The following is a 23709-nucleotide window of genomic DNA, read 5'->3' on the forward strand; positions in this document are numbered from 1 at the left end:
CTACGAGCGCAAAGCCGAACACTTCATGGCCTTCACCGCCATCGCCTGCAGCCTCATCTGCTACCGCAGACTCACCAAATGAGACGAGGTCTTAATGACGCAGTCAAGCGTCGTTGCCCACGTCGAGGGGCACCACCTGGTCCAGAGCTGACCGACGTCGATGGTCCGCCGAGGTCGGCTCGACTACCCTGCGCGTGTGCGTGCTGAAGAGATCTCCCGCTGGATCGCGGATCACGATGCTTCGATTCAGCACGATCGAGCTTGCTTCAGCGTTCGATGCTTACCTCTGCACCCTCCCGTGGGCGGGCAATGGCATTGACTGGCGAGACTTGCCGTGTCGGTCCCTCGGGCTTCATGGCGTCTCAGATGATGAGGCAGTGGAGTGGGCAAGAGTGACTCCTATGGGCGCCCACGATCACGTCCTGTTGATCGACTCCGCGTCCGAGCCGGGCGTCATCTGTGCTTTCGACGATGCGCTGCGCGACTTCGAGCTGCTGTCGAATCGTCCAGAGCTCTACATGTGCGGAGTGGATCTCGTGGGCGGGCAGCCCGAACCGACCTTTGGACACTTCATCGAGCGGCGCGCGTTCATGACCCTCAACGCGCGACTGTGAGGCGCAGCCGGCGAGCTCAGCCTTCCGTGGAGGCGACCGCCCTTGCCGGTGGTGTGATTGTGAAGGGCCGGTTGTCGCGGAGCAGGGCCCACAGGACATCGACTCGTCGGCGGGCGAGGGCGATGACGGCGGGGATGTGCTTGTGGCCCTCGGCTCGCTTCTTAAGGTAGTAGGTGCGGTTGGGGCCCTCGCGGATGATGCTGGTCTGGGCAGAGAGGTAGAACACGCGGCGAAGGCGGCGGCTGCAGCGCTGGGATCGGTGGAGGTTGCCGGTGCGACGTCCGGAGTCTTTGGCGACCGGGACCAAGCCGACGGTGGAGGCGAGATGTCCGGCGTCGGGGTAGCTCGCCAGGTCGCCCGCGGCAACGAGGAACTCAGCTCCAAGGATCGGCCGCATGCCTGGCATCGACTCTATGACGGCGGCCTGCGGATGGGTGGGGAAGGCGTCGCTGATCTGCCGGTCGAGCTGCTTGAGCCGTTCGTCCAGGGCCAGTATCTGCGCGGCGAGGTCTGCGGTGATGCCCGCGGCCGTGTCCTGGCCGGGCAGTTGGATGCGTTGGGCGTGCGCCGCTGTGAGGGCGGTGGCGGCGACCGTTTCGGAGTGGCGCACGCCTCGGGCGGCGAGCCAGCGGGTCAGACGGGTTTGGCCGCAGCGGCGTAGGGCGGTGGGGGTCTGGTAGCCGGTGAGTAGGACCAGGGCGCCCTTGTGGTCGGCGTAGTCGAAGGCCGCTTCCAGAGCGGGGCTGAGGCCGGTGAGCACGTCGTGGAGGCGGTTGAGCAGACGGACCCGGTCGGCGATCAAGTCGGAGCGATGGGTCGTGAGCAGGGCCAGGTCAGCGGCGAGGTTCGTGGGGACCTCGACGGGGGCGAAGTCCCGTCGCAGGCGAGCGGTGTCGGCGATGACGTAGGCGTCGCGGGCGTCGGTCTTGGCCTCGCCCCGGTAGGCGCCGGACATGCGGTTGACCGTCCGACCAGGACGTAGACGACCGGCTGCCCGTGGCCGGCGAGCAGGGCCAGCAGCAGGGCGGGCGCGGTGCCTGTGAGGTCCACCGCCCATCGAACCTCGCTGGACAGTGCGAGGATTTCACTCAGGCCGGCCAGGATGACGGCCTCGTCGTTGCTGACTTTCCGGCTCCAGACGGTGGTGCCCATGTCGTCGATGGCGACCCACCAATGGTGGGCCTTACTGGCGTCGATACCGACCCATAAACGGGGCCTTTGTGTCGTCATGTGGGGTCTCCTCGGGCTGCGGAACAGCGTGCCGTTGGGCCGAGGACACCCCGCCGTCAGCTCCGTAAACAGCGACCGATTCGCACATCTCGATCAGCGGCCCGGGCGTCCCGAAGAGCAGGGCGGCCACTCCACCGGAGCCACCGGGGGCAAGCGACTTTAGAGCCACACCCCACTCTTCCGGACCGCCAAACACCTTACGGAGCGGCTTTGGGCTGGAGTTTCAATGACCGAGTCAAGCCGATGAGGCACCGTCCAACAGCGAGGACGGCGCACGTTCCCAGGGGCGTCTGTGCCTCAGCCGACGAACGTCAGCCACGACGGCGGCTACACCGGCCGATCACGCGCGCGTGTGCCTCTCTCCACCCTCACGGGCCTCAGCCACGCTGCCGGTGCACCGGCCGGGCCGCGTCCTACCTGTCGCCTTCGTCCCGGCCATCCTCGAAGACGAAAAGCGGTTTTGCGCCATGTGCGGGTGCTTCGGCGAACGAGATGGCTTCAGTGAAGCGTTCGAGCGGGAACGGCTCGCCTTGGGGGATGCTCAGCACTTCATCAGCGACGAGACTGCAAACCTCGGATAGCGCGCGCAGCGCATCCGCAGGTGAGGCAGTGCCGAACCAGCGGTTCAGCCAGAAGCCACGGACTGCTTTGGTCTCGTAGATGACCGAGCGTGCCTGCAGCGGGATCGTCAGTGCTGCCGGGTCAGTCTGCCGATGGGTGGAGAGCGCGCCGTAGACCACCACCTCTCCTCCCGGAGCCAACGCCTGGGACACCTGGGCACCCACGTGGCCCGCGACACAGTCGATGGCTTTGCGCACGCCAGCTGACCCTGCAATCTCGGCCACACGCTGCACCAGGTCCTCGTCCTCAGTGCAAATGACCTCGTCACCACCAAGCGCCCTGATCTCCTCGACGGCATCGCGCCGCCGCACGACATTGATCGTGCGAATACCCAGATGCCTGGCCAGCTGAATGACAAGCCGGCCGACGGTGGAGCCCGCGGCCGTCTGCAACAACCATTCACCCGGCTGTACGTCGAGTTCGCGAGTCACCAGGAGCAGCGCGGTCAACGGGTTGACGGCGAGCTGACAGGCGCTGGAGTCGCTCAGATGATCGGGGACCGGCAGGAGCCTTCGTGTATCGGCAACAAGGTATTCCTGCCAAGTGCCGGCCACATGCGGCCCGGGTACCGCCGGGACAACAACGGCCACCACGCGCTCGCCGATCTTCAGTCCCTCGGTATCCGGGCCCAGGGCCTCAATACGGCCCACGCATTCCATGTGACCCCCGACAGTGGGAAACTCGGGGGAGAAACCGTAGCGGCCACGCAGCACGTGCAGATCACTGGCGTGAATCGGAGTCGCCTTCACGCGGATCAACGCCTGACCGGCCTCTGGCGCGGGAACAGGACGAGATTCCAGCCGCAGGACATCGGCTGGCTCGCCAACCTTTCCGGCTACGAGCGCGCGCATGGATTGTGGCATGAGTGACCTTTCGTCTCTCAGCGCCTGACGAACTCGGCGGGCGTTCTGGACAGGAACAATGCCGGTGGCGGCAACCTCGTCGGCGACCAGGCTCCGGACCTTTCTTTCTAGACGGAGCAGGCCCGTGCGCAGAGCGTCATCGGCGTCAGGTCGCCTCTGGGCCTTTACCGACTCGCCCAGCATGATCATGTGAGCGAGCTGGGTTCGTGCGGCCTACTGAGGTCCGTTGATCAGGACCGCTCGCCGCAGCGAACTGATCTGAGGTCAGAGTGGAGGATCGGCGAACGGATCGGATGCCTGAAGGTGTCGGCGAGATTCTTGACGAGCGTCTGTGTGCTGTCAGTCATCATTGATCACCTCGATGGACTGAACCCCGGGCGCATGCCCTGCCAAGTCCGCCGCACGCACCGCACCCGAGATCCCCTGGAGTCCCCGACATCACGCTAAGCGCCACTGACAGGCTCTGCAATTCAGCCTCCGACGGCTCCACCTGGTCGCCAGTCCGTATTGCCGCAGGCGAAGGCGCGAGGTCGGCGGAGTCTTAATGACCGAGTCAACCCGTCGGAGTGCTGGTTCCTTCTTCCCATCCCCCCGCGTCGTCGCGTTCCCCAATGACGTCGGCCAAGCCAAGTCAGAGGGGCCGGAAGCGGCCATGGGCACTATCGCGGCATGGGCGGATGGGCACGAAGAGGGTGCCTGGGCCGATCAAGCGCCGTCTGGGCGAGCTTGGCCGGACCAAGGCGCGCCATTGGGGACACGAAGAGAAGAAGCGGTAGTTGTCTAGGCGCCAGGTCGCCGGGACGACCTGCGTTCGCCCCGTCCCCGCCATGAATGGGCGCACGAGGTACCCCCCGAGGAAAAGTCGCCGCTGCGATGACCGCTGGATGTGGGTGGCCTACGGCGGCCGGAAGATGAAAGGCAGCTTGAAAGGAGATGCCCAGGTTTCTTCTCGACCTGCTCTTCGCGTTCAGACGTACCAGATGCGCAAGAGGCGGGCAGCGGGTGAGACACAGCCGGGTTGGGGTAGTAGCGGGCCCTGGGTGCGGCGCTGGTGTTGTTCTGCCCTGGGGTCGCGGTGGCCGCTCCGGGCGATCTGGATCCCACTTTCGGCACCGGCGGCAAAGTCCTCACCGACTTCGGCGGCAACGACTTTGCCACTGCAGTGCAGGCCGACGGCAAGATCATCGCCGTTGGCCAGAGCGACGGGGCCGGCGACTTCGACTTCGCGCTGGCCCGCTACAACACCGACGGCAGCCTGGACACCACTTTCGGCACCGGCGGTAAGGTCACCACCGACTTCGGCAGCACCGACGGGGCTCGCGCAGTAGTGGTGCAGCCCGATGGCAAGATCGTCGCCGTCGGCTTCACCCTCGCGGGTGGCATCTCCGACTTCGCGGTGGCCCGCTACAACACCGACGGCAGCCTGGCCCCCACCTTCAACGGCACCGGCGCCCTGACCACCAACTTCGGCGGCAACGACACGGCTTCAGGGTTGGCGCTGCAGAGCGACGGCAAGATCGTCGCCGTCGGCACGACCGATGCGTTCGGCGGCGAGGACTTCGCGCTGGCCCGTTACAACACGAACGGCAGCCTGGATTCCACCTTCGGCACCGGCGGCAAGGTCATCACAGACTTCGGCACCCGCGGCAACGACGTGGCTTCGGGGGGCGCTGCAGACCGACGGCAAGATCGTCGCCGCCGGGTTGACCACCGCGGGCGGCAACGCTGACTTCGCGCTCGCCCGCTACAACACGAACGGCAGCCTGGATTCCACCTTCGGCACCGGCGGCAAGGTCATCACAGACTTCGGCACCCGCGGCAACGACGTGGCTTCGGGGGTGGCGCTGCAGACCGACGGCAAGATCGTCGCCGCCGGCCGAAGCAACGCAAGCGGCACCTTCGACTTCGCGCTGGCTCGTTATCAGGGCGGTGGCGTCCCCCAGCCCTCCCTGACCATCAGCAAGACCCACACAGGGAACTTCATCCCAGGCAGGGTGGGCGTCTACACCATCACCGTCGGCAACAACGGGACCGCCCCGACCAACGGCACCACAGTCACCGTCCACGACGCCCTCCCGGCAGGACTCACCGCCACCGCCATCACCGGCAACGGCTGGCGCTGCACCCAGTCGACTCTCACCTGCACCCGCACCGACGTGCTGGCCGCCGGGAGCAACTACCCACCCATCACCCTGAGGGTCCGCGTCGCCCGCACCGCCACCGACACGGTCACCAACACCGCGACCGTCAGCGGAGGCGGCGACGGCACCGCTACCGCCACCGATCCGACTGTCATCGACCCGGATCCGTGCCACCCCAGGCCAAGCCACCACAAGCCCCACCACCACAAGCCGAGCCACCACAAGCCGAGCCACCACAAGCCGGGCCACCACGCGTCCCACGGCAGGAAGTAGCCCACACGGAAGAAGCCCCCTACCTGCGGGTTCGCCGCTGGTAGGGGGCTTTTCGGTGGGCGTGGGCCGTGTCTTGGGGCGTGCATGCCGTTCTCACGGGACTCGGCGTACGACTCGACCGGCTTCCTCTCGGGGATCAGCCCAGCCTTGGCGAGTGCCCGCTTCCATATCTCTCGTCGAGGACGTACGCGATACGTGGCCGCCGCGCGGTCCGGTGAAGATCAGCCACTTGGTCATGGGAGGCCGGACCGCTTTTACTCGGGTGCCATGGACCGGAGCCGGCCACCAACCGTCACCGCACTGCCCGGCCTCATGAGGGGCTGCCGGGGCGGACGGTGAGGTAGGTCCACTGGCTCCACACGCTGCCGGTCTGTGCGCCCCTGGCTGGCGGCGTGTAGTGGCCGCGGATGCGGTAGTGGTCACTGCTGGCGAAGAGCTTCAGAGCCCGGCCGTAGCCGTACCAGCCGTCGGAGTACAAGGGCACACAACTCTGCAAGGTGACCTGGTGCCAGGCCCCCGAGTAGTAGTGCTCGACGTACACCGACATACAGCCGCCGGACTGATGGGGAGTGACCTGCAGGTTGAAGCCCATGTTGACTTCGGACTTGTAGAAGACCTGGTAGGTGGTGGATCCGATGCGTGTGGTCTCCGTCGGCCACTGCATCTCCGTCCGGACCGTCGGCGTGAGGGTCGCACTGGTGGTCACCGTGCGCGGCGCGTAGCGGTAGTCCCCCGCGAAGGCCGCGCTGAAGACGGTGTTGCGGGTGATCTTGTAGTACGCGACGAGGTTCCCGTGCGCGTCGACCTTGCCGCTCTTGAGCTGCGTCCGCGACTTGCCCGCGGGCTGGTCGTACAGCGTCACGGAGCCGGAGTTGTATGTGGTCCCCAGATGCGCGGTGACCTTGACGGTCGCGCCGGAGTGGTACGACTTCGCGTCGGTCGCCACACTCAAGGTCGGATTGGCTCGGGACACCTGCACCTTCGCCGACGCCGTGACCGGGAGGTAGGAGGTGCCACCGTCGTAGGTGAAGGCGTACGTGTTCGCGCCGCCGAACTGCGGGGTGTCGTGGAAGGCGAAGTTGCCGTCGGCGGCGACGGGCACGGTGCCCACCGAGTAGCCGGAGGGGTGCGCCAGGTCGGTCTTGACGACGTGGACCGCGCCGGTCGTCACATGCGCATGCGGCCAGGTGAGGTGACCGGTGACGGTCATCGGTGCGGCACGGTCGCCGGCGGAGGGAGCAGTCAGCGCCATGGTGGGCGCGTACTTCGCGATGGGGATGTCGAAGGTCTGGCCGGCCGGGGCGTAGTGGCCACTTCCGGAGTAGTCGACGCGGAAGCTCAGTTGACCGGCGAGGGGGGCGGTGCCGGTGACGTGGTAGACGCCGAACCAGTCGGCCGCATTCGCCGGGGTCGTCGTCGGGTCTGGAATGAGCACGCCGTCCGGATCGGCGTCGTCGTAGCGCGTGATCCGTACAGTGCCGGGAATCATGGATTCTCCGGCTCTGAGGCTGAGGGGCGAATCGAACCCCGCCCGGAACGAATAGGCCTCGCCGGGGGCGATCGGATCGGTCGCGCTTCCGTAGAGCCTGACCGACGCGATTTCCGGGGTACGAGCGACGTGGAGCGTCGGTGTTCCCCCGGAGGCGTCCACGGCCACACCATAGAGCCGGCTCTCGTCCGGTGCCCAGGCAACGCCATGTGCGGCCGAGCTCAGCGGATAGCCGAACTCGTACTCGTTGTAGTAGCCCACGCCCGTCTCCGGAAGCGCCTCGAGCCCGTCGTCGCCGCCCGCTACGGTGCCGTCCGGGGCCACGGCGACAGACTTGGCGGGCACCACCGTGGCGAAGAATCCGTCAACCGCCAGATCCGAAGTGCGGTACCGACCGATGCTCGCATTCTGCGATGACGACACCGCCAGGTGCAGCCCGTCCGCAGTGACCGCGAGGTCGCCCAAGTCGGGGAAGGGCAGCGCCTTCGCCGCCTGCCGGGTCAGGGCACCCCCCTCCGCCCGGTACGTGACGAAGGCGGACGTGTCGCCCGTCTGCACGGCAGCCGCGAGTACGCCGGAGGGCATCGGGGTCGTCGCCAGCAGCGGCGACCCTGCCCAACTGTCTGAACCCTGCGCCAAAGTGACCGTACCGGCTCTGTCGACGGATCCGATGCCGCCAACGCCTGCTGTGCCGTAGCCGAACCAGAGGGTGCCCCCGGCGACGGCCAGCGAGTCCGGATGGGTGCCCGCGCCCGTGCCGTAACGAGCCGACTCGGTCAGGTTCTCCGTGTTGATCGCCGCGATCGCGTCCTGGTCCGGGAGAGCCGCGTACAGCGCGGATCCGTCGTCGGAGAGGGCGAGACCGGTGGCACCCGGCTCACCACTGATCATCGTCGGGTTCCCGCCGTCGAGGTCTGTGACGAGGATGCCGTCGGTGCCGGCGCCGCCGCTGATGAACAGGTGTCCGTGCGGAGCGTCCACGACCATGTGAGCGAAGTGCGCGATCGGCAGCGGTATGTCGGACGCCGCGTATGAGTCGACCGCGCCGGGACCGATGACAGTCGTCAGTCCCACGAGCAGCGCTGCGGCGGTTGGCGGCGAGAATCGCGCCAGCTTCATGAAAGGCCCCCACATGACTTTCACGATCAAGGGGCGCAACCTAGCACGGGGAAGGTCGGGCCCCGACAGCGGGTGGGGTGGAGGTCAGGAGCCGGTTCGCGGCACAAGTGCCGTCGCTTCCCAAGCTGATGGTGCCCTCGGCTGAGAGACCGTCCATTGTGCCTACCTTGCCTGTTCTACCAGCAATGCCGGCCTGTCAGTGCGGTGTGAGAGCCTCCGGGCATGAGCTACGACTTGGCTGTGTGGGAGGGCGCGCGCCCGGCGGACGACAGGGCGGCCGGGCGAACTTTCACGGCCCTCTATGACCGCTACGTCGACACGGAGGATGAACATCCCCCGACCGAGCGCATTGCGGCTTACGTCGCCGCGCTCCTGGAGCGGTGGTGCGATTTGACCGAGGACGTCGAGGACACCTCCCCCTGGTCGACGGGGCCGCTGATCGGAGAGGCAAGCGGCCCGCTTGTCTACTTCCCGATGCGGTGGAATATGGCTGAGGAGTCTTCCACCTATGCGGCGGCCCTCGCGGACTCCATGGGCCTGATCTGCTTCGACCCCCAATACAACAGGCTCAGGCCTTGAAGTTGGGAGGCGGCTTGGGGCGCGCTGCTGTCTCAGTTTCCATTCTCTCTAGGGTCATGGATCGGAAGACTTCTGACATCCACGGCTGACATTGAGGTGGTGCTCCCGCGCCTCGGCGTCTGCGACGTCTGCGGCGAACCCCCCGAAGCACACCCCTGGGTGTTCGGCCGTCACCACGGCGACCGCCGCCGGGCCTCGTAAGGCGCGGCCGCACAGCATCGAAAAGAGGGCGCGATGACGCCTTGCTCAACGCAGAGCACGCCGTCCGGCCATACGAACGCTCCCAGGGCCCGGCCGGTCTGACGCACCTGCGCGTAACGCAGGGCGTTGCCAGGCCGCCGGGGAGTCTCTGGAGATGTTGTCCGAGTCTGCTCCACCACGTGGCGCCCAACGGTCGACCATGGCCTGTGTCGTGGGGCCGGGGGTCGACAAGCCCCGTAGCTGCGCGGTGCGCCCCCGGCGCTGCCCTTAGCGCACCGTAGGAGCGACTGCCTCTGTCGGTCACTAAGCGTCACCGAATCAGCGGGGCGCAAGCTGACGAAGGATGCCGCGAAACGGCTCGGCGGCGCGCTGCGGGAACCGTAATTGCAACCAGAACTGCAACCAGCGGGCCACTTCCGGGTCACCCCGAGGGCGGCCCGCCTCCTGCGTAGCAGACGAGGTGGTGCCCGGAGCCGGACTTGAACCGGCACGCCCGCGAAGGGGCAGCGAGGTTTAAGCTCGCCGTGTCTGCATTCCACCATCCGGGCAGGCCATGGGCTCCGCTACGAGGTTCGAGCCTATCGGGACGCATCCCCCGAACAGCGGAAGGGCGGACCGATGTTGTCTTATTTTATTGACGTCTGAGGGTGCATCAGCCCGTGGAACGGGCCATCCGCACTTGCCAACAGCCTGACGTGACGTGGGTACGGCCGTACGTGGAATGACGGAATTTCACCGTCCGAACGAGGGTGTTCCACCCGTTCTCGACATCGTCGGACAGCGGTTCGAGGGCGAGTCGAGGGCGAGTCGACGGCGATCCGGGGCGGTGCCGGTCTCAGGGTCCGCCGTCCTCCCCAGGTATGACGCCGCGCTCTTCCGTCCGACCCGAGTCGGCCTCCGGAACCGGAACAGCGACTGACTACACGCGCGCTGTGTGCCGGGACGATGGAGCGGTCCCCTTGGAACACACGTCGTCCTGACAGGAGCACCGTCCCGTGACCACCACACCCACCGCCGGCCGGACCACCGCCGTGGCCGCACGCGCCACGGAGCTGTCGAAGATCTACGGGCAGGGTGAGACCCGGGTGGTCGCCCTGGACCGGGTCTCCGTCGACTTCCGGCAGGCCGAGTTCACCGCGATCATGGGCCCGTCCGGCTCCGGCAAGTCCACCCTGATGCACTGCGTGGCCGGCCTCGACACCTTCTCCTCCGGCTCGGTGCGGATCGGCGAGACCGAGCTGGGCTCCCTGAAGGACAAGCAGCTCACCAGGCTCCGCCGGGACAAGATCGGCTTCATCTTCCAGGCCTTCAACCTGCTGCCGACGCTGACCGCCCTGGAGAACATCACCCTGCCGATGGACATCGCCGGGCGGAAGCCGGACAAGGCCTGGCTGGACCGGGTGATCTCGATGGTCGGCCTGTCCGGGCGGCTCAGCCACCGGCCCTCCCAGCTCTCCGGCGGCCAGCAGCAGCGTGTCGCCGTCGCCCGCGCCCTCGCCTCCAAGCCGGAGATCATCTTCGGTGACGAACCGACCGGAAACCTCGACTCGCGCTCCGGCGCCGAGGTCCTCGGCTTCCTGCGCAACTCCGTGCGCGAGCTGGGCCAGACCGTCGTCATGGTGACGCACGACCCGGTGGCGGCGGCGTACGCGGACCGCGTGGTCTTCCTGGCGGACGGCCGGATCGTCGACGAGATCCACGGGCCCACGGCCGACTCCGTCCTCGACCTGATGAAGCAGTTCGACGCGAAGGGCCGTACCTCCTGATGTTCCGCACCGCCCTGCGCAACGTCCTCGCGCACAAGGCCCGGCTGCTGATGACGGTGCTCGCCGTCATGCTCGGCGTGGCCTTCGTCTCCGGGACGCTCGTCTTCACCAACACCATCTCCGACGCCTACCAGAAGAGCTCCGCCAAGGGCTTCGACCGGGTCGACGTCGCCGTACAGCCCAAGTACCAGGATTCCAGCGGCGACAAGGTCGGCAAGCTGTCCGACCTGACCCGGGCCACGCTGGACAAGGCCGCGAAGCTCCCGGGCGCCGCCTCCGCGACCGGTGTCGTCAGCGGCTTCACCGCCGTCGCCGGCAAGGACGGCAAACTGGTCGGCGGCGACTGGCAGTCCAACGGCGGCAACTACTGGGGCACCAAGGACGCCCGGTACCCGCTGGTCAGCGGCCACGCCCCGCGCGGCGCGGGCGAGGTCCTGCTCGACTCCAGGACCGCGGAGCGGGCCGGCTACCGGGTCGGCGACACCGTGCGCCTGTCCGTGAACGGCCCGGTCCTCACCCCGACCCTCGCCGGCATCTTCACCACCGACGACGGCAATGTGTCGGCGGGCGGCAGCCTCGCGCTGTTCGACACACCGACCGCGCAGCAACTGTTCGGCAAGAAGGGCACCTTCGACGAGATCGACGTCAAGGCAGCGGCCGGCACCAGCCAGACCGCGCTGAAGGCCGAGCTGGACAAGGCCCTGCCCGCGCAGATGGTGGAGACCACCACCGGCAAGCAGCTCGCCGACGCCCAGGCGAAGCAGATCGCCGACTCGATGAGCGGCCTGAAGCAGGCGCTGCTGGTGTTCGCGGGTATCGCGCTGTTCGTCGGCACGTTCATCATCGCCAACACCTTCACCATGCTGGTCGCCCAGCGCACCCGGGAACTGGCCCTGCTGCGCGCGGTCGGCGCCTCCCGCCGCCAGGTGACCCGCTCGGTGCTGATCGAGGCGTTCGCGGTCGGCGCGGTCGCCGGGGTGGCGGGGCTCGCCGCCGGCATCGGCATCGGCGCGGGCCTGCGCTCGCTGCTGGGCTCCTTCGGCGCGAGCGTGCCCGACGGGCCGCTGGTGATCAGCCCCGGCACCGTGGTGGCCGCCCTCGCGGTCGGCATCCTCATCACCATGCTGGCCGCCTGGCTGCCCGGCCGCCGGGCCGCGAAGATCCCGCCGGTGGCGGCGATGAGCAGCGTGCACGCCAAGGCCACCACCAAGTCGCTGGTGCTGCGCAACACGCTCGGCGCGCTGTTCGCGGCAGCCGGCGTCGCGGTGGTCCTCGCGGCCACGACGATGAACACCGACTCCGCCCAGGGTCCCATGGGCATCGGCGCGGTCCTGCTCATCATCGGCGTGTTCATCCTGACCCCGCTGCTGTCCCGCCCGCTGATCGCGGCCGCCGCCCCGCTGCTGCGCGCCTTCGGCGTCTCGGGCAAGCTGGCCCGCCAGAACTCGGTGCGCAACCCGCGCCGTACGGCGGCCACCGCGTCCGCGCTGATGATCGGCCTGACCCTGATCACCGGGATGACGGTGATGGCGGGCAGCCTGCAGACCGCCATCGACAAGATGGCGTCCTCGGCGATCCGCGCGGACTACGTCGTCTCGATGGCCAACCGCTCCCCGCTCTCCCCCGACGTGGCGACCAGGCTCGCCGCCGCCGACGGCGTCACCGCCAGCAGCCCGCTGCGCAACGCCGCCTCCCGCATCGACGGCAAGACCGAGTTCCTGACCGGGGTCGACGGCTCGTCCATCGGGAAGCTGACCGATCTGAAGGTGGACGAGGGCACGTTCGAGGTGGGCGGCTCGCAGACCGTCGTGGACAAGGACCGGGCCAAGGAGTACGGCTGGACGCCCGGTTCGCACTTCACCGCGCACTTCGAGGACGGCAAGGCCCGGACGCTGACGGTCGCCGGTGTCTACGAGGGCAACGACATGATCAACGGCATCATGCTCGACAACAAGGTCCTCACCCCGCACCTGAAGGACCCGGCCGACATGCAGGTCATGGTCAAGACGGCGAACGGCCCCTCCGACGCGACGAAGACCCGGCTGACCAAGGTCCTCGGCACCAACCCGGCGATCAAGATCCAGGACAAGCAGGACATCTCCAACAGCATCGCGCAGATCTTCACCACGATGCTGAACATGCTCTACGGCCTGCTCGGCATGGCGGTGATCGTCGCGGTCCTCGGCGTCATCAACACGCTGGCCATGTCGGTGTTCGAACGCGCCCAGGAGATCGGCATGCTCCGCGCGATCGGCCTGGACCGCAAGGCGGTCAAGCGGATGGTCCGCCTGGAGTCCCTGGTGATCTCCCTGTTCGGCGGCGTGCTCGGCATCGGCCTCGGCGTGTTCTTCGGCTGGGCGGCCGGTCAGCTGCTGGGCACGAAGATGCCGACGTACGAACTGGTCCTGCCCTGGGGCCGGATGGCGGTCTTCCTGCTGCTGGCGGGCACGGTCGGCGTCCTCGCCGCGCTGTGGCCGGCCCGGCGCGCGGCCAGGCTGAACATGCTGGCGGCGATCAAGGCCGAGTAGCGGTGGTACGACGGTGAAGGGGGCCCCGGGCAACGGGGCCCCCTTCTGCCGTACCCGGTTCAGGTGTTCCAGGTGCGGGTGCGCAGCGGCAGCCCGGACGCGCCCGACTCCGGGGTGCGGACCGCCAGGACCTGGTTGACGCCGATCCGGTTGCGTTCGAAGGCGAGCGCGGAGGCGGCCATGTACAGCCGCCAGACGCGGGCGCGGCCGGGGCTGGTGAGGCGGACCGCGCGGTCCCACTCCCCCTCCAGGTTGGCGACCCAGCGGCGCAGGGTGCGGGCGTAGTGCTCGCGGATCGACTCCACGTCCCGCACCTCGAACCCGGCGCGCTCCAGCTGGGTGACGGTGGTGCCCACGGGCGCGAGTTCGCCGTCGGGGAAGACGTAGGCGTCGATGAACGGGTCGACGGCGTACGCCGACTCGTCGTGCTGGGGGCGGCGGGCGATCTGGTGATTGAGCAGCCGCCCGCCGGGCTTCAGCAGGTCGTGCAGCCGGCGGGCGTACTCCAGGTACCGCTCGGCGCCGACGTGTTCGGCCATGCCGATGGAGGAGATGGCGTCGAAGGGGGCGTCCTTGACGTCCCGGTAGTCCTGGACCCGGATCTCCACCCGGTCGGTCAGCCCCTCGTCGGCGACCCGCTTTCGGGCGTACGCCGCCTGCTCCTGCGACAGCGTGACCCCGACGACGCTCACCCCGTGCTCACGGGCCGCGTGGATCGCCATCGAGCCCCAGCCGCAGCCGACGTCCAGCAGCCGTTGACCGGGCTTCAGGCCGAGCTTGGCGCAGACGAGTTCGAGCTTGTCCCGCTGGGCGGTCTCCAGGGTGCCGGCGTCCTCCCAGTAGGCGCACGAGTACACCATCGAGGGGCCGAGCACGATCTCGTAGAAGTCGTTACCGACGTCGTAGTGGTGGCTGATCGCCTGCTTGTCGGTGCGCCGGGTGTGCAGATGCCGGCGCGGTCTGCGGACCTCCTCGCGCGGCGGGGCGGGCGGCAGCGGCGGCCCGGCCAGCTTCAGCAGTTCGCGGCCGGCGGCCCGGACGGCGGGGTCGCGCAGGGACCGGAGCAGGCCGGGGGCGTCCTCGCCGCGCTCCCAGACGTGGCCCGCCAGGGCGTCGAGCGCGCTGTACAGGTCGCCTTCGATGTCCAGGTCGCCCGCGACCCAGGCGCGGACGAGGCCCAGCTCGCCCGGTTTGAACAGCATGCGGCGCAGGGCCCGGCGGTTGCGCAGGACGAGCGCCGGCGCGTCCGGCGGCCCGGCCTGCGACCCGTCCCAGGCACGGATCCGTACCGGGAGCGGGGCTCCCAGCCCTTGCTCGGCAAGACTCCTCAGCCGCGACGCGGCGTCAGTCATGGCGCACACCTCCAAGACGAGATCCCGGATGCCGGTAACCACGTAAACACCGTTGGCCCTCCGGCGCAGTCCCGCAAAGGAGTTACAAGTGGGAAAAACAGCTGTATGGGCCACGCGGATGGGGGCGGAGTGTGCGCGAAGCCGCGCCGTCGGTCAAGCCACGACTTGCAGGGGCATGACGCGTACCGGAAGGCCGGGCCGTAATGGATGGCGTACCCGGCTTCCCCTTCTCCTCATCGGATGTGCATTGCCATGGTTCGTCTTTCCAAGTTCCACCGTCTCGCCCTGCTCACCGCCTCGACGGCGGTGATCACCGGAGGTGTGCTGTCGCAGGGCAGCGCGTTCGCCGCCACGCAGTGGCAGAAGATCACCGACTCCCCGAGCGGCATCACCGTCCGGCTCCCCGGAAAGCCCGTGGTGCAGAAATACAGCGATCACGGAGTCAACAGCCGCGACTACGTGGTGCCGACCGGATACGGAGCCCTGGGCTTCTCGGTCTTCGACGGGCCCGGCAAGGCCCCGGACAAGCCGTGGGATCTCAGAACGGGTCTCAAGGCCGCGGTGGACGGTTACAACAGCGGCGACACCAGCGCCCGGCTGCACAGCACCGACGTCCATGCCGGCACCAAGGACGGCGACCGGTATCTGGAGGCCAGGCTCGTCGGCGCCGAGGGCAGGGTGGGGCACATCCGCCTCGTCGACCACGGCAAGCAGTCGATCGTGGTCATGACCGTCGGCACCGGCAGGCAGCGGGCCGCCGTCGACCGGGACTACCGGCAGGTGCTCGACAGCATCAAGACCCCGCACCACGCGCCCCGGCAGGTCGCGGAACCCGCCGTGTCCACCTGACCGGAGTGTGTCGCCGGCCTCGGCGGCAGGCGCGCCGGCACGCCGAAGGGGCCGCCCGCACCACGGATGGCAGGCGGCCCCTTCGGCGTGTTCACCCGACCGGGGTCAGGAGGCCTTGGCCTTCTCCTCGGTCTTGGCGGCGGCGACCGGCGCCGGCTTCGCGGCCTCGTAGAACTCCTCACGCGGGTTCTCCATGGCGCCCAGGGAGACGACCTCGCGCTTGAGGAACATGCCGAGCGTCCAGTCGGCGAAGACGCGGATCTTGCGGTTCCAGGTCGGCATCGCCATGCCGTGGTAGCCACGGTGCATGTACCAGGCGAGGCGGCCCTTGAGCTTGATCTTCATCTTGCCCATGACGATCATCGCCACGCCCTTGTGCAGGCCGAGACCGGCGACCGCACCCTTGTTGGCGTGCTCGTACTCCTTCTGCGGGAAGCCCCGCATACCGGAGACCACGTTGTCGCCGAGGACCCTGGCCTGGCGCAGCGCGTGCTGGGCGTTCGGCGGGCACCAGGCGTTCTCGTTGCCCGCCTTGCGGCCGACGAGGTCCGGGACCTGTGCGTTGTCACCGGCGGCCCAGATGTAGTCCGTGCCCTTGACCTGGAGGGTCGGCTCGCAGTCCACGTGGCCGCGCGGGCCGAGGGGCAGACCGAAGCGGGCGAGGGCCGGGTTCGGCTTGACGCCGGCCGTCCACACGATCGTGTTGGCGTCGACCTCGAGGCCGTTCTTCAGCACCACGTGGCCGTCGACGCAGGAGTCCATGGAGGTGGAGAGGTAGATCTCCACGCCCCGGCTCTCCAGGTGCTCCTTGCCGTACTGGCCGAGCTTGGGGCCGACCTCGGGGAGGATCTTGTCGGCGGCGTCGACGAGGATGAAGCGCATGTCCTCACGGGACACGTTCTTGTAGTACTTGGCCGCGTCCCGGGCCAGGTCCTCGACCTCGCCGATGGTCTCCGCACCCGCGAAGCCACCGCCGATGAAGACGAAGGTGAGCGCCTTGCGGCGGATCTCCTCGTCGGTGGTGGAGTCGGCCTTGTCCAGCTGCTCGAGGACGTGGTTGCGCAGACCGATGGACTCCTCGATGCCCTTCATGCCGATGCCCTGCTCGGCGAGGCCGGGGATCGGGAAGGTGCGGGAGACCGCGCCGAGCGCGATCACGAGGTAGTCGAAGGGCAGCTCGTACGCCTCGCCCACCAGCGGGGCGATCGTGGCGACCTTGCGGTCCTGGTCGATGGTGGTGACCCGACCGGTGAGGACCTCCGCCTTCGGCAGCACGCGTCGCAGCGGGACGACGACGTGGCGAGGGGAGATGTTGCCGGCGGCGGCTTCGGGGAGGAAGGGCTGGTAGGTCATGTACGACCGGGGGTCGACGACCGTGACGGTCGCCTCTCCGTAGCGCATCTTCTTGAGAATGCGCCGAGCTGCGTACAGGCCTACGTACCCACCGCCTACTACGAGGATCCTGGGACGCTCCGTGGTGCTCATGCCATCGAGTATCCACCCGCCTTGGAGGGGGTGCTCGTGCGCCCCTTCACAAGGTCTGACAGGGGCTGTGCTACACTCCGCGACCCACGTGACTCAGGTCATGGCGGGCGAGCGGAACCGCAGCCCCCTTTGGGCCATTGTCAATGCCGCGTGAGCTGCCTCTCCGGGTCGGCGGGGCGGCGGTGAGGGTGCCGTGACATCCCCGGAACGACCCTTTCCGCGGCCGCCCGCATCCTCCATCTGAACATGTTCAAACGACCTTTGGGCCCCCGGAAGGGCCAACCGGCACCCTTTCGCGGCCCGACCGGGCCGAATTCCTTGTGAAGAACTTCACGAACTTTTCCGGAGCGGTCGCGACGAAGGGGCCCCGAAGGGCCCCCCATGCCGCTCAAACGTTATCCGACCTGCTCAGCAGATGACTACCCACGGGTAACAAAAGAGAGCTACGCCACCGACCACGCGATGCCGTCGAGGATGTCGTGCTCGCTCACCACGACCTCCTCGGCGCCGGTCCGCTCCATGATCGCGAGCAGTACGAGGGCGCCCGCGCCGATGACGTCGACCCGGCCCGGATGCATGGACGGGATCGCGGCGCGCTCGGCGTGCGTGGAGCGCAGCAGCCACTCGGTGATCTCGCGCACCCGGTCGCGGGAGACACGGGAGTGGTGGATGCGCGCGGAGTCGTACTCCGGCAGTTCCTGCGCGATGGCCGAGACGGTGGTGACGGACCCGGCGAGGCCCACCAGCGTGCGCGCCTCGCGCAGCGGGACGGTCTCCTCGGCGAGGTCCAGAGCCGCCTCGATGTCCGCCCTCATGGCGGCGATCTGCTCCTCGGTGGGCGGGTCGCTCACCTTGCCGTCGTGCACCAGGTGCCGCTCGGTCATCCGCACACAGCCGACGTCCACGGACCGCGCCGCCCGGACCTGCTCGTCGCCGACGACGAACTCGGTGGAGCCGCCGCCGATGTCCACCACCAGGTACGGCTTGGCGAGGTCGGCCCGTCCCTCGAGTTCCTTGGTGGCCCCCGTGAAGGAGAACCCGGCCTCCTGGTCGCCGGAGATCACCTCGGGCTCGACGCCGAGGATGTCCACGACTCCCCGTACGAAGTCGTCCCGGTTCTCGGCGTCCCGGGAGGCGGAGGTGGCGACGAACCGCACCTCGGCGGCGCCGAGTTCGCGGATGACCCCGGCGTACTCCCGGCACGCGGCGAAGGTCCGCTCCAGCGCCTCCGGTACCAGCCGGCCGGTGCGGTCCACGTCCTGGCCGAGCCGCACGATCGTCATGCGCCGGTCCAGCTCCAGCAGTTCGCCGGTGGCCGGGTTGACGTCGGCGACCAGCAGCCGGATGGAGTTCGTGCCGCAGTCGACGGCGGCGACCCGGGAGAAGCCCTCCGGAACCATCGGCCGGTGGGCGAAGAAGCCGCTGCGGACCTCTGCGGGGTCCCACACAGCACCCTCCTCACCGGGGTGCTCGTCCGCCGGATCGGGAGCCTGGAGCGGCTGCACGCACGGTCCCTTGCGCCACCACTCCGGCAGCATCGCGATCGCCTCGTCGCCGAGCGGGTTCACGCCCGGACCGGCGGCCAGCGAGTGCGCCACCAGCACGTGCAGGCACTTCACGCGGTCGGGCATGCCGCCCGCGCTGGGGAAGCCCTCCAGGACCTCGATCTCGTCCCGGCGCCGGATGTAGTCCTCGTGCGCGGCCCGGTAGGCGGCGGCCAGTTCCGGGTCGGTCTGCAGCCGCTCCGTCATCTCCTTCATGACGCCGTCCGCCTCCAGCGTCCCGATCGCCGAGGCGGCGCGCGGGCACGTCAGGTAGTACGTCGTCGGGAAGGGCGTGCCGTCGGGCAGCCGGGGTGCCGTCTCCACGACGTCCGGCTGACCGCACGGGCAGCGGTGTGCGATGGCCCGCAGGCCCCGCGGCGGGCGGCCGAGTTGCTGCTGGAAGGCCTCGACGTCGGCGTCGGTGGGCTCGGTGCGCTCAGTGGGCGGCGGGGGCGTTTCCATGACTGCTTTCTCGTCAGGCTTTCTGTCGGTTCACTGGTCGGAGGCGTCGGACTTGTCGACGCCGTCCCAGACGTTCGCGTACCAGGGCCGGCGGGCGGCCCCGAGGTCGGCGCGGGACTGCTTGGCCGCGCCCGGGTCGATCACCACGTACCCGGTCTCCCCCGGCATCACGTAGTGCAGCCGGCGCCGGATCTGCTGCTCGGCGTAGGAGTCGTCCTGCCAGCGGGCCTTGAGGTCGCGCAGCTGCTCGACCCGCTTGCTGGCCTGCTCCTGCTGTTGCTGGAGGTCGGAGATCTGCGCGCGCTGGGAGACGTACTGCCGCATCGGATACGCGAGCGCGACGATCAGGGAACACAGCACCAGCGCGAGCAGCGCCGCACGCCCGGTGAGCCGGGAGCGGCGGGCCTGGCGCCTGGTCTGGGAGCGGTACACGCGGGCCGCCGTCTGCTCGCCGAGCAGCCGCAGCCTGGTCGTGGTGGAGAAACGGTCCCGGTCCTTCACGGCCATCTGGCTTCTCCCGCCTCCCCTTGCCGGTGTCCTTCACACGTGCGTACGTCCCCGGACACGGTACGGGACCGGGTACGGGGACGTACGTACGACTGGCTAAGACTTGGCCCGGGTCGGCTCAGCCCTTGGAGATCTCGTGGTTCCCCTTGAAGCGCGGGAAGGCGCTGCGGCCGGCGTACACCGCGGCGTCGTCGAGGATCTCCTCGATGCGCAGCAGCTGGTTGTACTTGGCGACGCGCTCGGAGCGGGCCGGGGCGCCGGTCTTGATCTGGCCGCAGTTGGTGGCGACGGCGAGGTCGGCGATGGTGACGTCCTCGGTCTCGCCGGAGCGGTGGGACATCATGCACTTGAAGCCGTTGCGCTGGGCCAGCTCGACGGCGTCCAGGGTCTCGGTCAGCGAGCCGATCTGGTTGACCTTGACCAGCAGGGCGTTGGCGGTGCCCTCCTCGATGCCGCGGGCGAGGCGCTCGGGGTTGGTGACGAACAGGTCGTCGCCGACCAGCTGGACCTTGTCGCCGAGGCGGTCGGTGATGACCTTCCAGCCGGCCCAGTCGTCCTCGAACAGCGGGTCCTCGATGGAGACGAGCGGGTAGGCCGCGACGAGCTCCTCGTAGTACTCCGTCATCTCGGCGGCGGAGCGCTCCTTGCCCTCGAAGAGGTACTTGCCGTCCTTGTAGAACTCGGAGGCGGCCACGTCGAGCGCGAGGGCGATCTGCTCACCGGGGACGTACCCGGCCTGCTTGATCGCTTCGAGGATCAGGTCCAGGGCGTCACGGTTGGAGCCCAGGTTCGGGGCGAAGCCGCCCTCGTCGCCGAGGCCGGTGGACAGGCCCTTGGACTTCAGGACGGACTTGAGGGTGTGGTAGACCTCGGCGCCCCAGCGCAGGGCCTCGGAGAAGGACTCCGCGCCGATCGGGGCGATCATGAACTCCTGGATGTCCACGTTGGAGTCCGCGTGCGAGCCGCCGTTGAGGATGTTCATCATCGGCACCGGCAGCAGGTGCGCGTTGGGGCCGCCCAGGTAGCGGAAGAGGGGGAGGTCGGACGCCTCGGAGGCGGCGTGGGCGACGGCGAGGGAGACGCCGAGGATGGCGTTGGCGCCGAGGGAGCCCTTGTTGTCGGTGGCGTCCAGGTCGAACATGGCCTGGTCGATCAGGCGCTGCTCGGTGGCGTCGTAGCCGACCAGCTCCGGGCCGATCTGCTCGATCACGGCGAGGACGGCCTTCTCGACGCCCTTGCCCTGGTAGCGGTTGGGGTCGCCGTCGCGGAGCTCGATGGCCTCGAAGGCGCCGGTGGAGGCGCCGGACGGGACGGCGGCACGACCCGTGCTGCCGTCGTCGAGGCCGACCTCGACCTCGACCGTGGGGTTGCCTCGGGAGTCCAGGATTTCCCGGGCTACGACGACGTCGATGGACGGCACGAGCATCTCCTTCTGGGATGTGACGCTGGAAGTGCGGGGGCGTTCTGCCTTACGGCTGTGCCTTGCGACTAGAGCCTAACCGTCCCCGGGGCGCCGGCCACCGACCGACCGTCCCGTGGACAGGAGGGACACGCAGACGGTACCCATTGTTCACCCACGGAACAAAGGGGCCTGCCGATGAGGCCCGGCCGAAGAGTGGGGAAACAGCGCGCGGAAACGAAAGACCCCGCCCCGGCGCGTACGGGGGAACACGCGCCGGGGCGGGGAGCCCGTGGGGACGGGGGTGGCCCTCACGGGGCCTTCAGTGTGCGGGCCGGGGATGTGAGGGCACTGCGGGTCCGTTCGGAGCCAGGTGTCACTTCAGGTGCAGCTGCTGGCCCGGGTAGATGAGGTTCGCGTCCTGGACGATGCCCTTGTTCAGCTGGAAGAGCTTCTGCCAGCCGCCCTTCACACCGTGCTTCTCGGCGATGGCGCTGAGGGTGTCACCCTTGACGACCTTGTACTCGCCGTCGCCCTTCTTGACCTTCTTGCCGGTCGGCGTGGTGACGGTCTTGCTCGCCTTCGGCGCCGTCCGCGTGGTGGAGCGGGTGGCGGCCTGCTGGTCGGTGGAGCGGGTGGCGGTGCTGCGGGACTTGGTGGCCGTCGGGGCGGAACCGTTGTAGGCGGCGCTGGTCAGGCCCGTGCCGCAGACCGGCCAGGCGCCCTTGCCCTGGCCCGCGAGGACCTTCTCGGCGATGGCGATCTGCTGCGCCTTGGTGGCGAGGTCGGCACGCGCGGCGTAGGCGGTGCCGCCGTACGCGGCCCAGGTGGAGTTGGTGAACTGCAGGCCGCCGTAGAAGCCGTTGCCGGTGTTGATGGACCAGTTGCCGCCCGACTCGCACCGGGCGACGGCGTCCCACTGGGAGGCGGTGGCGGCGGAGGCGTTGCCGGCCGCCATCAGCGGGGCGGCGACAGCGGCGCCGGTGACACCGGCGAGCGTGATGGCGCGGACGGTCTTGGACGGACGACGGTGCTTGCCCTTGCCGGAGAACAGCATGGATCGATCCCCTCACCGACGCCTGCGAGGTGAGCTGTCGGGTTCGGGCCGGTTGAGTTGCCCGGCCGCGCACTCGCTCATGCGAGGCGCGGCTTCACCCCAAGCCGGTCCAGCGTCAACCGCTGGGCCCGGCGCTTACCTTGGGTCCCCCGCTCCTGCCTACGGCGCTTGACGCGACGACTGTTCCCGGGCAGTCGCTGGCAGGATTCGGCGTTGCGACGGCCGGGGCTCGTGGTGACGAGCGGTCCTGACCGTAGACATGCGATCGTCGGATTTTCAAAGACGATCAGGGCTTCTGAGACTCATCCCACACTTTCGCCAAAAGGGACATCAGCCGCGAAACGGGGCGTCAACTGCCCCTACTCGCCGCCCTTTTCGCCCCCGACTTTCAGGGTCTGACCGGCGGTGATGTGATTCGGGTCGGCGCCGATGGCCATCTTGTTGGCGTCGTAGAGCGCCCGCCACCCGCCGTCGACGCCAAGGGAGTCGGCGATGGAGGCGAGGGAGTCGCCCTCGCGGACGGTGTAGGTGCCCGCTTCAGGACTGGCGTGACGGCCGGAAGATGTGGCGTTCTGACCGTTTGTCACGCTTTCGTCCGCACTCCCGCCACGGTGACGTCCGCCACTGCTGAGCGCGCCGGTGTCGACCAGGCTCCAGGAACCGGCGCTCTGCTGGTATTTGTCCGGGTTGTCGGCGCTCGGGGTGGCTGTGGGAGAGCTGTCGCCTCCCTGTGAACTTCCGCCGTCGGGCGAGCCGGACTTGTCAGTCTTGTCGGACTTGGGGGTGCTGGTCCCGATGGAGCCGCCGATGCCGTCCGGGGTCCCGGCGGTGTGCCCGCTCGGGGTCGGCGTGGCGCCCTCGCCCGTGGGGGAGCCGGTCGAGTCCGAGCCGGAGGAGTTCGAGGCGGAGTCGGAGGCAGAGCCGGAACCGGAGTCCGAGGAGGACGAATCCGGCAGACCGGACGAGTCGGAGCCGCCGGCCGAGCCGGACGCGTCACCCGAAGCGCCGCTGTCGCCGGAGCCGCCGACACCGGGGTCGACGTCGACCGAACCGGAGTGGGAGGTCAGCCCGGCGGTCAGCGCGCACATGGCCCACGGCTTGGTGCCCTGGTCGGCGAGGATCTTCTCGGCGACGGCTATCTGCTGGGAGCGGCTGGCCTGGTCGGCGCTCTCGGCGTACCGCGTGCCGCCGTACTTGTTCCAGTCGTCCTGCGAGATCTGCAGACCGCCGTAGTAGCCGTTGCCGGTGTCCGCGCTCCAGGATCCGCCGCTCTCGCACTCGGCGACCTTGTCCCAGGTGGTGCCGTCGGCCGCGTTGGCGCTGGCGGCGCCGAGCAGGGGGATGGCGATGGCGGAGCCGGTCACGCCGGCCGCGACGAGGAGGGCCGGAGCCTGACGGGGGCGACGGTGACGACCGTTCCCGGAGAGCATGCGGAAGCCTTTCGTGCGACAGCGGGACCCGCGCGGCGAACTCGTGCCTCTCGCCACGCTGATGGGTGAACGTATCGGCAGACGATCACTTGTCACAAGTTCATGCCGCGCAGATCACGTGAAGATCACAGAGTTGAATGTTTATCATCTCGCCCTCGCGCGGCACCGACACTCCCGTCCTGTCCGCTTTGTCCCCGGGG

Annotated in this window: 16 protein-coding genes, 1 tRNA gene, 3 pseudogenes and 1 riboswitch; of the genes and pseudogenes, 7 read left to right on the forward strand and 13 right to left on the reverse strand. The window is 68.8% G+C overall.

Annotated elements, in window-relative coordinates:
- Positions 1-401: 401 nt before the first annotated feature.
- Positions 402-614 carry a hypothetical protein gene (locus ACZ5NH_RS30570; RefSeq protein ID WP_468779764.1) on the forward strand — a complete coding sequence of 71 codons (213 nt, stop codon included), beginning with the start codon at positions 402-404 and terminating at the stop codon, positions 612-614.
- A 16-nt stretch (positions 615-630) separates the two neighbouring features.
- Here ACZ5NH_RS30570 and ACZ5NH_RS30575 read toward each other — a convergent pair.
- Together ACZ5NH_RS30575 and ACZ5NH_RS30580 are read right to left on the reverse strand one after the other, a co-directional pair.
- Positions 631-1844: pseudogene (locus ACZ5NH_RS30575) on the reverse strand (IS110 family RNA-guided transposase).
- 413 nt (positions 1845-2257) lie between these two features.
- A complete protein-coding gene (locus tag ACZ5NH_RS30580; RefSeq protein ID WP_468779766.1) occupies positions 2258-3517 on the reverse strand; it encodes a zinc-dependent alcohol dehydrogenase family protein in 1260 nt (419 codons plus the stop codon).
- Between the two features lie 886 nt (positions 3518-4403).
- On the opposite strand from ACZ5NH_RS30580, the gene ACZ5NH_RS30585 reads away from it, so the two are divergent.
- Complete coding sequence (locus ACZ5NH_RS30585) at positions 4404-5057, forward strand: delta-60 repeat domain-containing protein (protein ID WP_468779768.1); 654 nt, start codon at positions 4404-4406, stop codon at positions 5055-5057.
- Positions 5032-5742 (forward strand): hypothetical protein, encoded by a 711-nt coding sequence (locus ACZ5NH_RS30590; RefSeq protein ID WP_468779770.1) that lies wholly within the window; start codon positions 5032-5034, stop codon positions 5740-5742. The genes ACZ5NH_RS30585 and ACZ5NH_RS30590 overlap by 26 nt, the downstream gene beginning before the upstream one ends.
- 68 nt (positions 5743-5810) lie before the next feature.
- Here the strand turns inward: ACZ5NH_RS30590 and ACZ5NH_RS30595 are convergent.
- Positions 5811-5985 (reverse strand): annotated as a pseudogene (locus ACZ5NH_RS30595) (site-specific integrase); the annotation flags it as partial.
- A gap of 67 nt (positions 5986-6052) precedes the next feature.
- Positions 6053-8350 carry a hypothetical protein gene (locus ACZ5NH_RS30600; protein ID WP_468779772.1) on the reverse strand — a complete coding sequence of 766 codons (2298 nt, stop codon included), beginning with the start codon at positions 8348-8350 and terminating at the stop codon, positions 6053-6055.
- 222 nt (positions 8351-8572) lie between these two features.
- Between ACZ5NH_RS30600 and ACZ5NH_RS30605 the strand changes: the two genes are divergently transcribed.
- Positions 8573-8929, forward strand: a complete 357-nt coding sequence (locus tag ACZ5NH_RS30605) for a hypothetical protein (RefSeq protein WP_468779774.1) — start codon at positions 8573-8575, stop codon at positions 8927-8929.
- A gap of 662 nt (positions 8930-9591) precedes the next feature.
- Here the strand turns inward: ACZ5NH_RS30605 and ACZ5NH_RS30610 are convergent.
- A tRNA-Leu gene (locus tag ACZ5NH_RS30610) sits at positions 9592-9678 on the reverse strand.
- Between the two features lie 447 nt (positions 9679-10125).
- Between ACZ5NH_RS30610 and ACZ5NH_RS30615 the strand changes: the two genes are divergently transcribed.
- A complete protein-coding gene (locus ACZ5NH_RS30615) occupies positions 10126-10896 on the forward strand; it encodes an ABC transporter ATP-binding protein (protein ID WP_388631970.1) in 771 nt (256 codons plus the stop codon).
- Complete coding sequence (locus tag ACZ5NH_RS30620; protein WP_468779776.1) at positions 10896-13424, forward strand: ABC transporter permease; 2529 nt, start codon at positions 10896-10898, stop codon at positions 13422-13424. The genes ACZ5NH_RS30615 and ACZ5NH_RS30620 overlap by 1 nt, the downstream gene beginning before the upstream one ends.
- Before the next feature lie 59 nt (positions 13425-13483).
- On the opposite strand, the gene ACZ5NH_RS30625 is transcribed toward ACZ5NH_RS30620, so the two are convergent.
- Positions 13484-14776, reverse strand: a complete 1293-nt coding sequence (locus ACZ5NH_RS30625) for a class I SAM-dependent methyltransferase (protein ID WP_468779778.1) — start codon at positions 14774-14776, stop codon at positions 13484-13486.
- 252 nt (positions 14777-15028) lie between these two features.
- Between ACZ5NH_RS30625 and ACZ5NH_RS30630 the strand changes: the two genes are divergently transcribed.
- On the forward strand, positions 15029-15625 hold the full coding sequence (locus tag ACZ5NH_RS30630) for a hypothetical protein (RefSeq protein WP_468779780.1): 597 nt from the start codon (positions 15029-15031) through the stop codon (positions 15623-15625).
- A gap of 105 nt (positions 15626-15730) precedes the next feature.
- Here the strand turns inward: ACZ5NH_RS30630 and ACZ5NH_RS30635 are convergent, their stop codons facing one another.
- The 7 genes and pseudogenes from ACZ5NH_RS30635 to ACZ5NH_RS30665 all read right to left on the reverse strand — a co-directional run bounded on the left by ACZ5NH_RS30635 (position 15731) and on the right by ACZ5NH_RS30665 (position 23509).
- Positions 15731-17110: an NAD(P)/FAD-dependent oxidoreductase gene (locus tag ACZ5NH_RS30635; RefSeq protein WP_388631982.1), complete on the reverse strand. Its 1380-nt coding sequence runs from the start codon at positions 17108-17110 to the stop codon at positions 15731-15733.
- A 443-nt stretch (positions 17111-17553) separates the two neighbouring features.
- Positions 17554-18510, reverse strand: a complete 957-nt coding sequence (locus ACZ5NH_RS30640; RefSeq protein ID WP_468779950.1) for a Ppx/GppA phosphatase family protein — start codon at positions 18508-18510, stop codon at positions 17554-17556.
- A gap of 204 nt (positions 18511-18714) precedes the next feature.
- Positions 18715-19116: pseudogene (locus tag ACZ5NH_RS30645) on the reverse strand (DUF501 domain-containing protein); the annotation flags it as partial.
- A gap of 30 nt (positions 19117-19146) precedes the next feature.
- The gene (locus ACZ5NH_RS30650; RefSeq protein ID WP_468779782.1) at positions 19147-19623 is read right to left on the reverse strand and encodes an FtsB family cell division protein; all 477 of its coding nucleotides are present in this window, start codon (positions 19621-19623) and stop codon (positions 19147-19149) included.
- Between the two features lie 118 nt (positions 19624-19741).
- Positions 19742-21049, reverse strand: coding sequence for a phosphopyruvate hydratase (gene eno / locus ACZ5NH_RS30655; RefSeq protein ID WP_388631987.1), 1308 nt, complete (start codon positions 21047-21049; stop codon positions 19742-19744).
- Positions 21050-21398: 349 nt separating this feature from the next.
- A complete protein-coding gene (locus tag ACZ5NH_RS30660; RefSeq protein ID WP_388631990.1) occupies positions 21399-22079 on the reverse strand; it encodes a transglycosylase family protein in 681 nt (226 codons plus the stop codon).
- Between the two features lie 4 nt (positions 22080-22083).
- Positions 22084-22256: riboswitch (cyclic di-AMP (ydaO/yuaA leader) on the reverse strand.
- A 182-nt stretch (positions 22257-22438) separates the two neighbouring features.
- Positions 22439-23509: a transglycosylase family protein gene (locus ACZ5NH_RS30665; RefSeq protein ID WP_468779785.1), complete on the reverse strand. Its 1071-nt coding sequence runs from the start codon at positions 23507-23509 to the stop codon at positions 22439-22441.
- Between the last annotated feature and the right edge of the window lie 200 nt (positions 23510-23709).

It is taken from the genome of Streptomyces sp. NPDC031426, assembly GCF_055581585.1.

Bases quoted from the DNA above. Each gene is read 5' to 3' on its own strand.
- ACZ5NH_RS30620 (WP_468779776.1), top strand. From the start codon at position 10,896: ATGTTCCGCACCGCCCTGCGCAACGTCCTCGCGCACAAGGCCCGGCTG.
- ACZ5NH_RS30630 (WP_468779780.1), top strand. From the start codon at position 15,029: ATGGTTCGTCTTTCCAAGTTCCACCGTCTCGCCCTGCTCACCGCCTCG.
- ACZ5NH_RS30635 (WP_388631982.1), bottom strand. From the start codon at position 17,110: ATGAGCACCACGGAGCGTCCCAGGATCCTCGTAGTAGGCGGTGGGTAC.
- ACZ5NH_RS30640 (WP_468779950.1), bottom strand. From the start codon at position 18,510: ATGGTTCCGGAGGGCTTCTCCCGGGTCGCCGCCGTCGACTGCGGCACG.
- ACZ5NH_RS30665 (WP_468779785.1), bottom strand. From the start codon at position 23,509: ATGCTCTCCGGGAACGGTCGTCACCGTCGCCCCCGTCAGGCTCCGGCC.
- eno (WP_388631987.1), bottom strand. From the start codon at position 21,049: ATGCTCGTGCCGTCCATCGACGTCGTCGTAGCCCGGGAAATCCTGGAC.
- ACZ5NH_RS30605 (WP_468779774.1), top strand. From the start codon at position 8,573: ATGAGCTACGACTTGGCTGTGTGGGAGGGCGCGCGCCCGGCGGACGAC.
- ACZ5NH_RS30625 (WP_468779778.1), bottom strand. From the start codon at position 14,776: ATGACTGACGCCGCGTCGCGGCTGAGGAGTCTTGCCGAGCAAGGGCTG.
- ACZ5NH_RS30650 (WP_468779782.1), bottom strand. From the start codon at position 19,623: ATGGCCGTGAAGGACCGGGACCGTTTCTCCACCACGACCAGGCTGCGG.
- ACZ5NH_RS30580 (WP_468779766.1), bottom strand. From the start codon at position 3,517: ATGATCATGCTGGGCGAGTCGGTAAAGGCCCAGAGGCGACCTGACGCC.
- ACZ5NH_RS30600 (WP_468779772.1), bottom strand. From the start codon at position 8,350: ATGAAGCTGGCGCGATTCTCGCCGCCAACCGCCGCAGCGCTGCTCGTG.
- ACZ5NH_RS30570 (WP_468779764.1), top strand. From the start codon at position 402: ATGGGCGCCCACGATCACGTCCTGTTGATCGACTCCGCGTCCGAGCCG.
- ACZ5NH_RS30660 (WP_388631990.1), bottom strand. From the start codon at position 22,079: ATGCTGTTCTCCGGCAAGGGCAAGCACCGTCGTCCGTCCAAGACCGTC.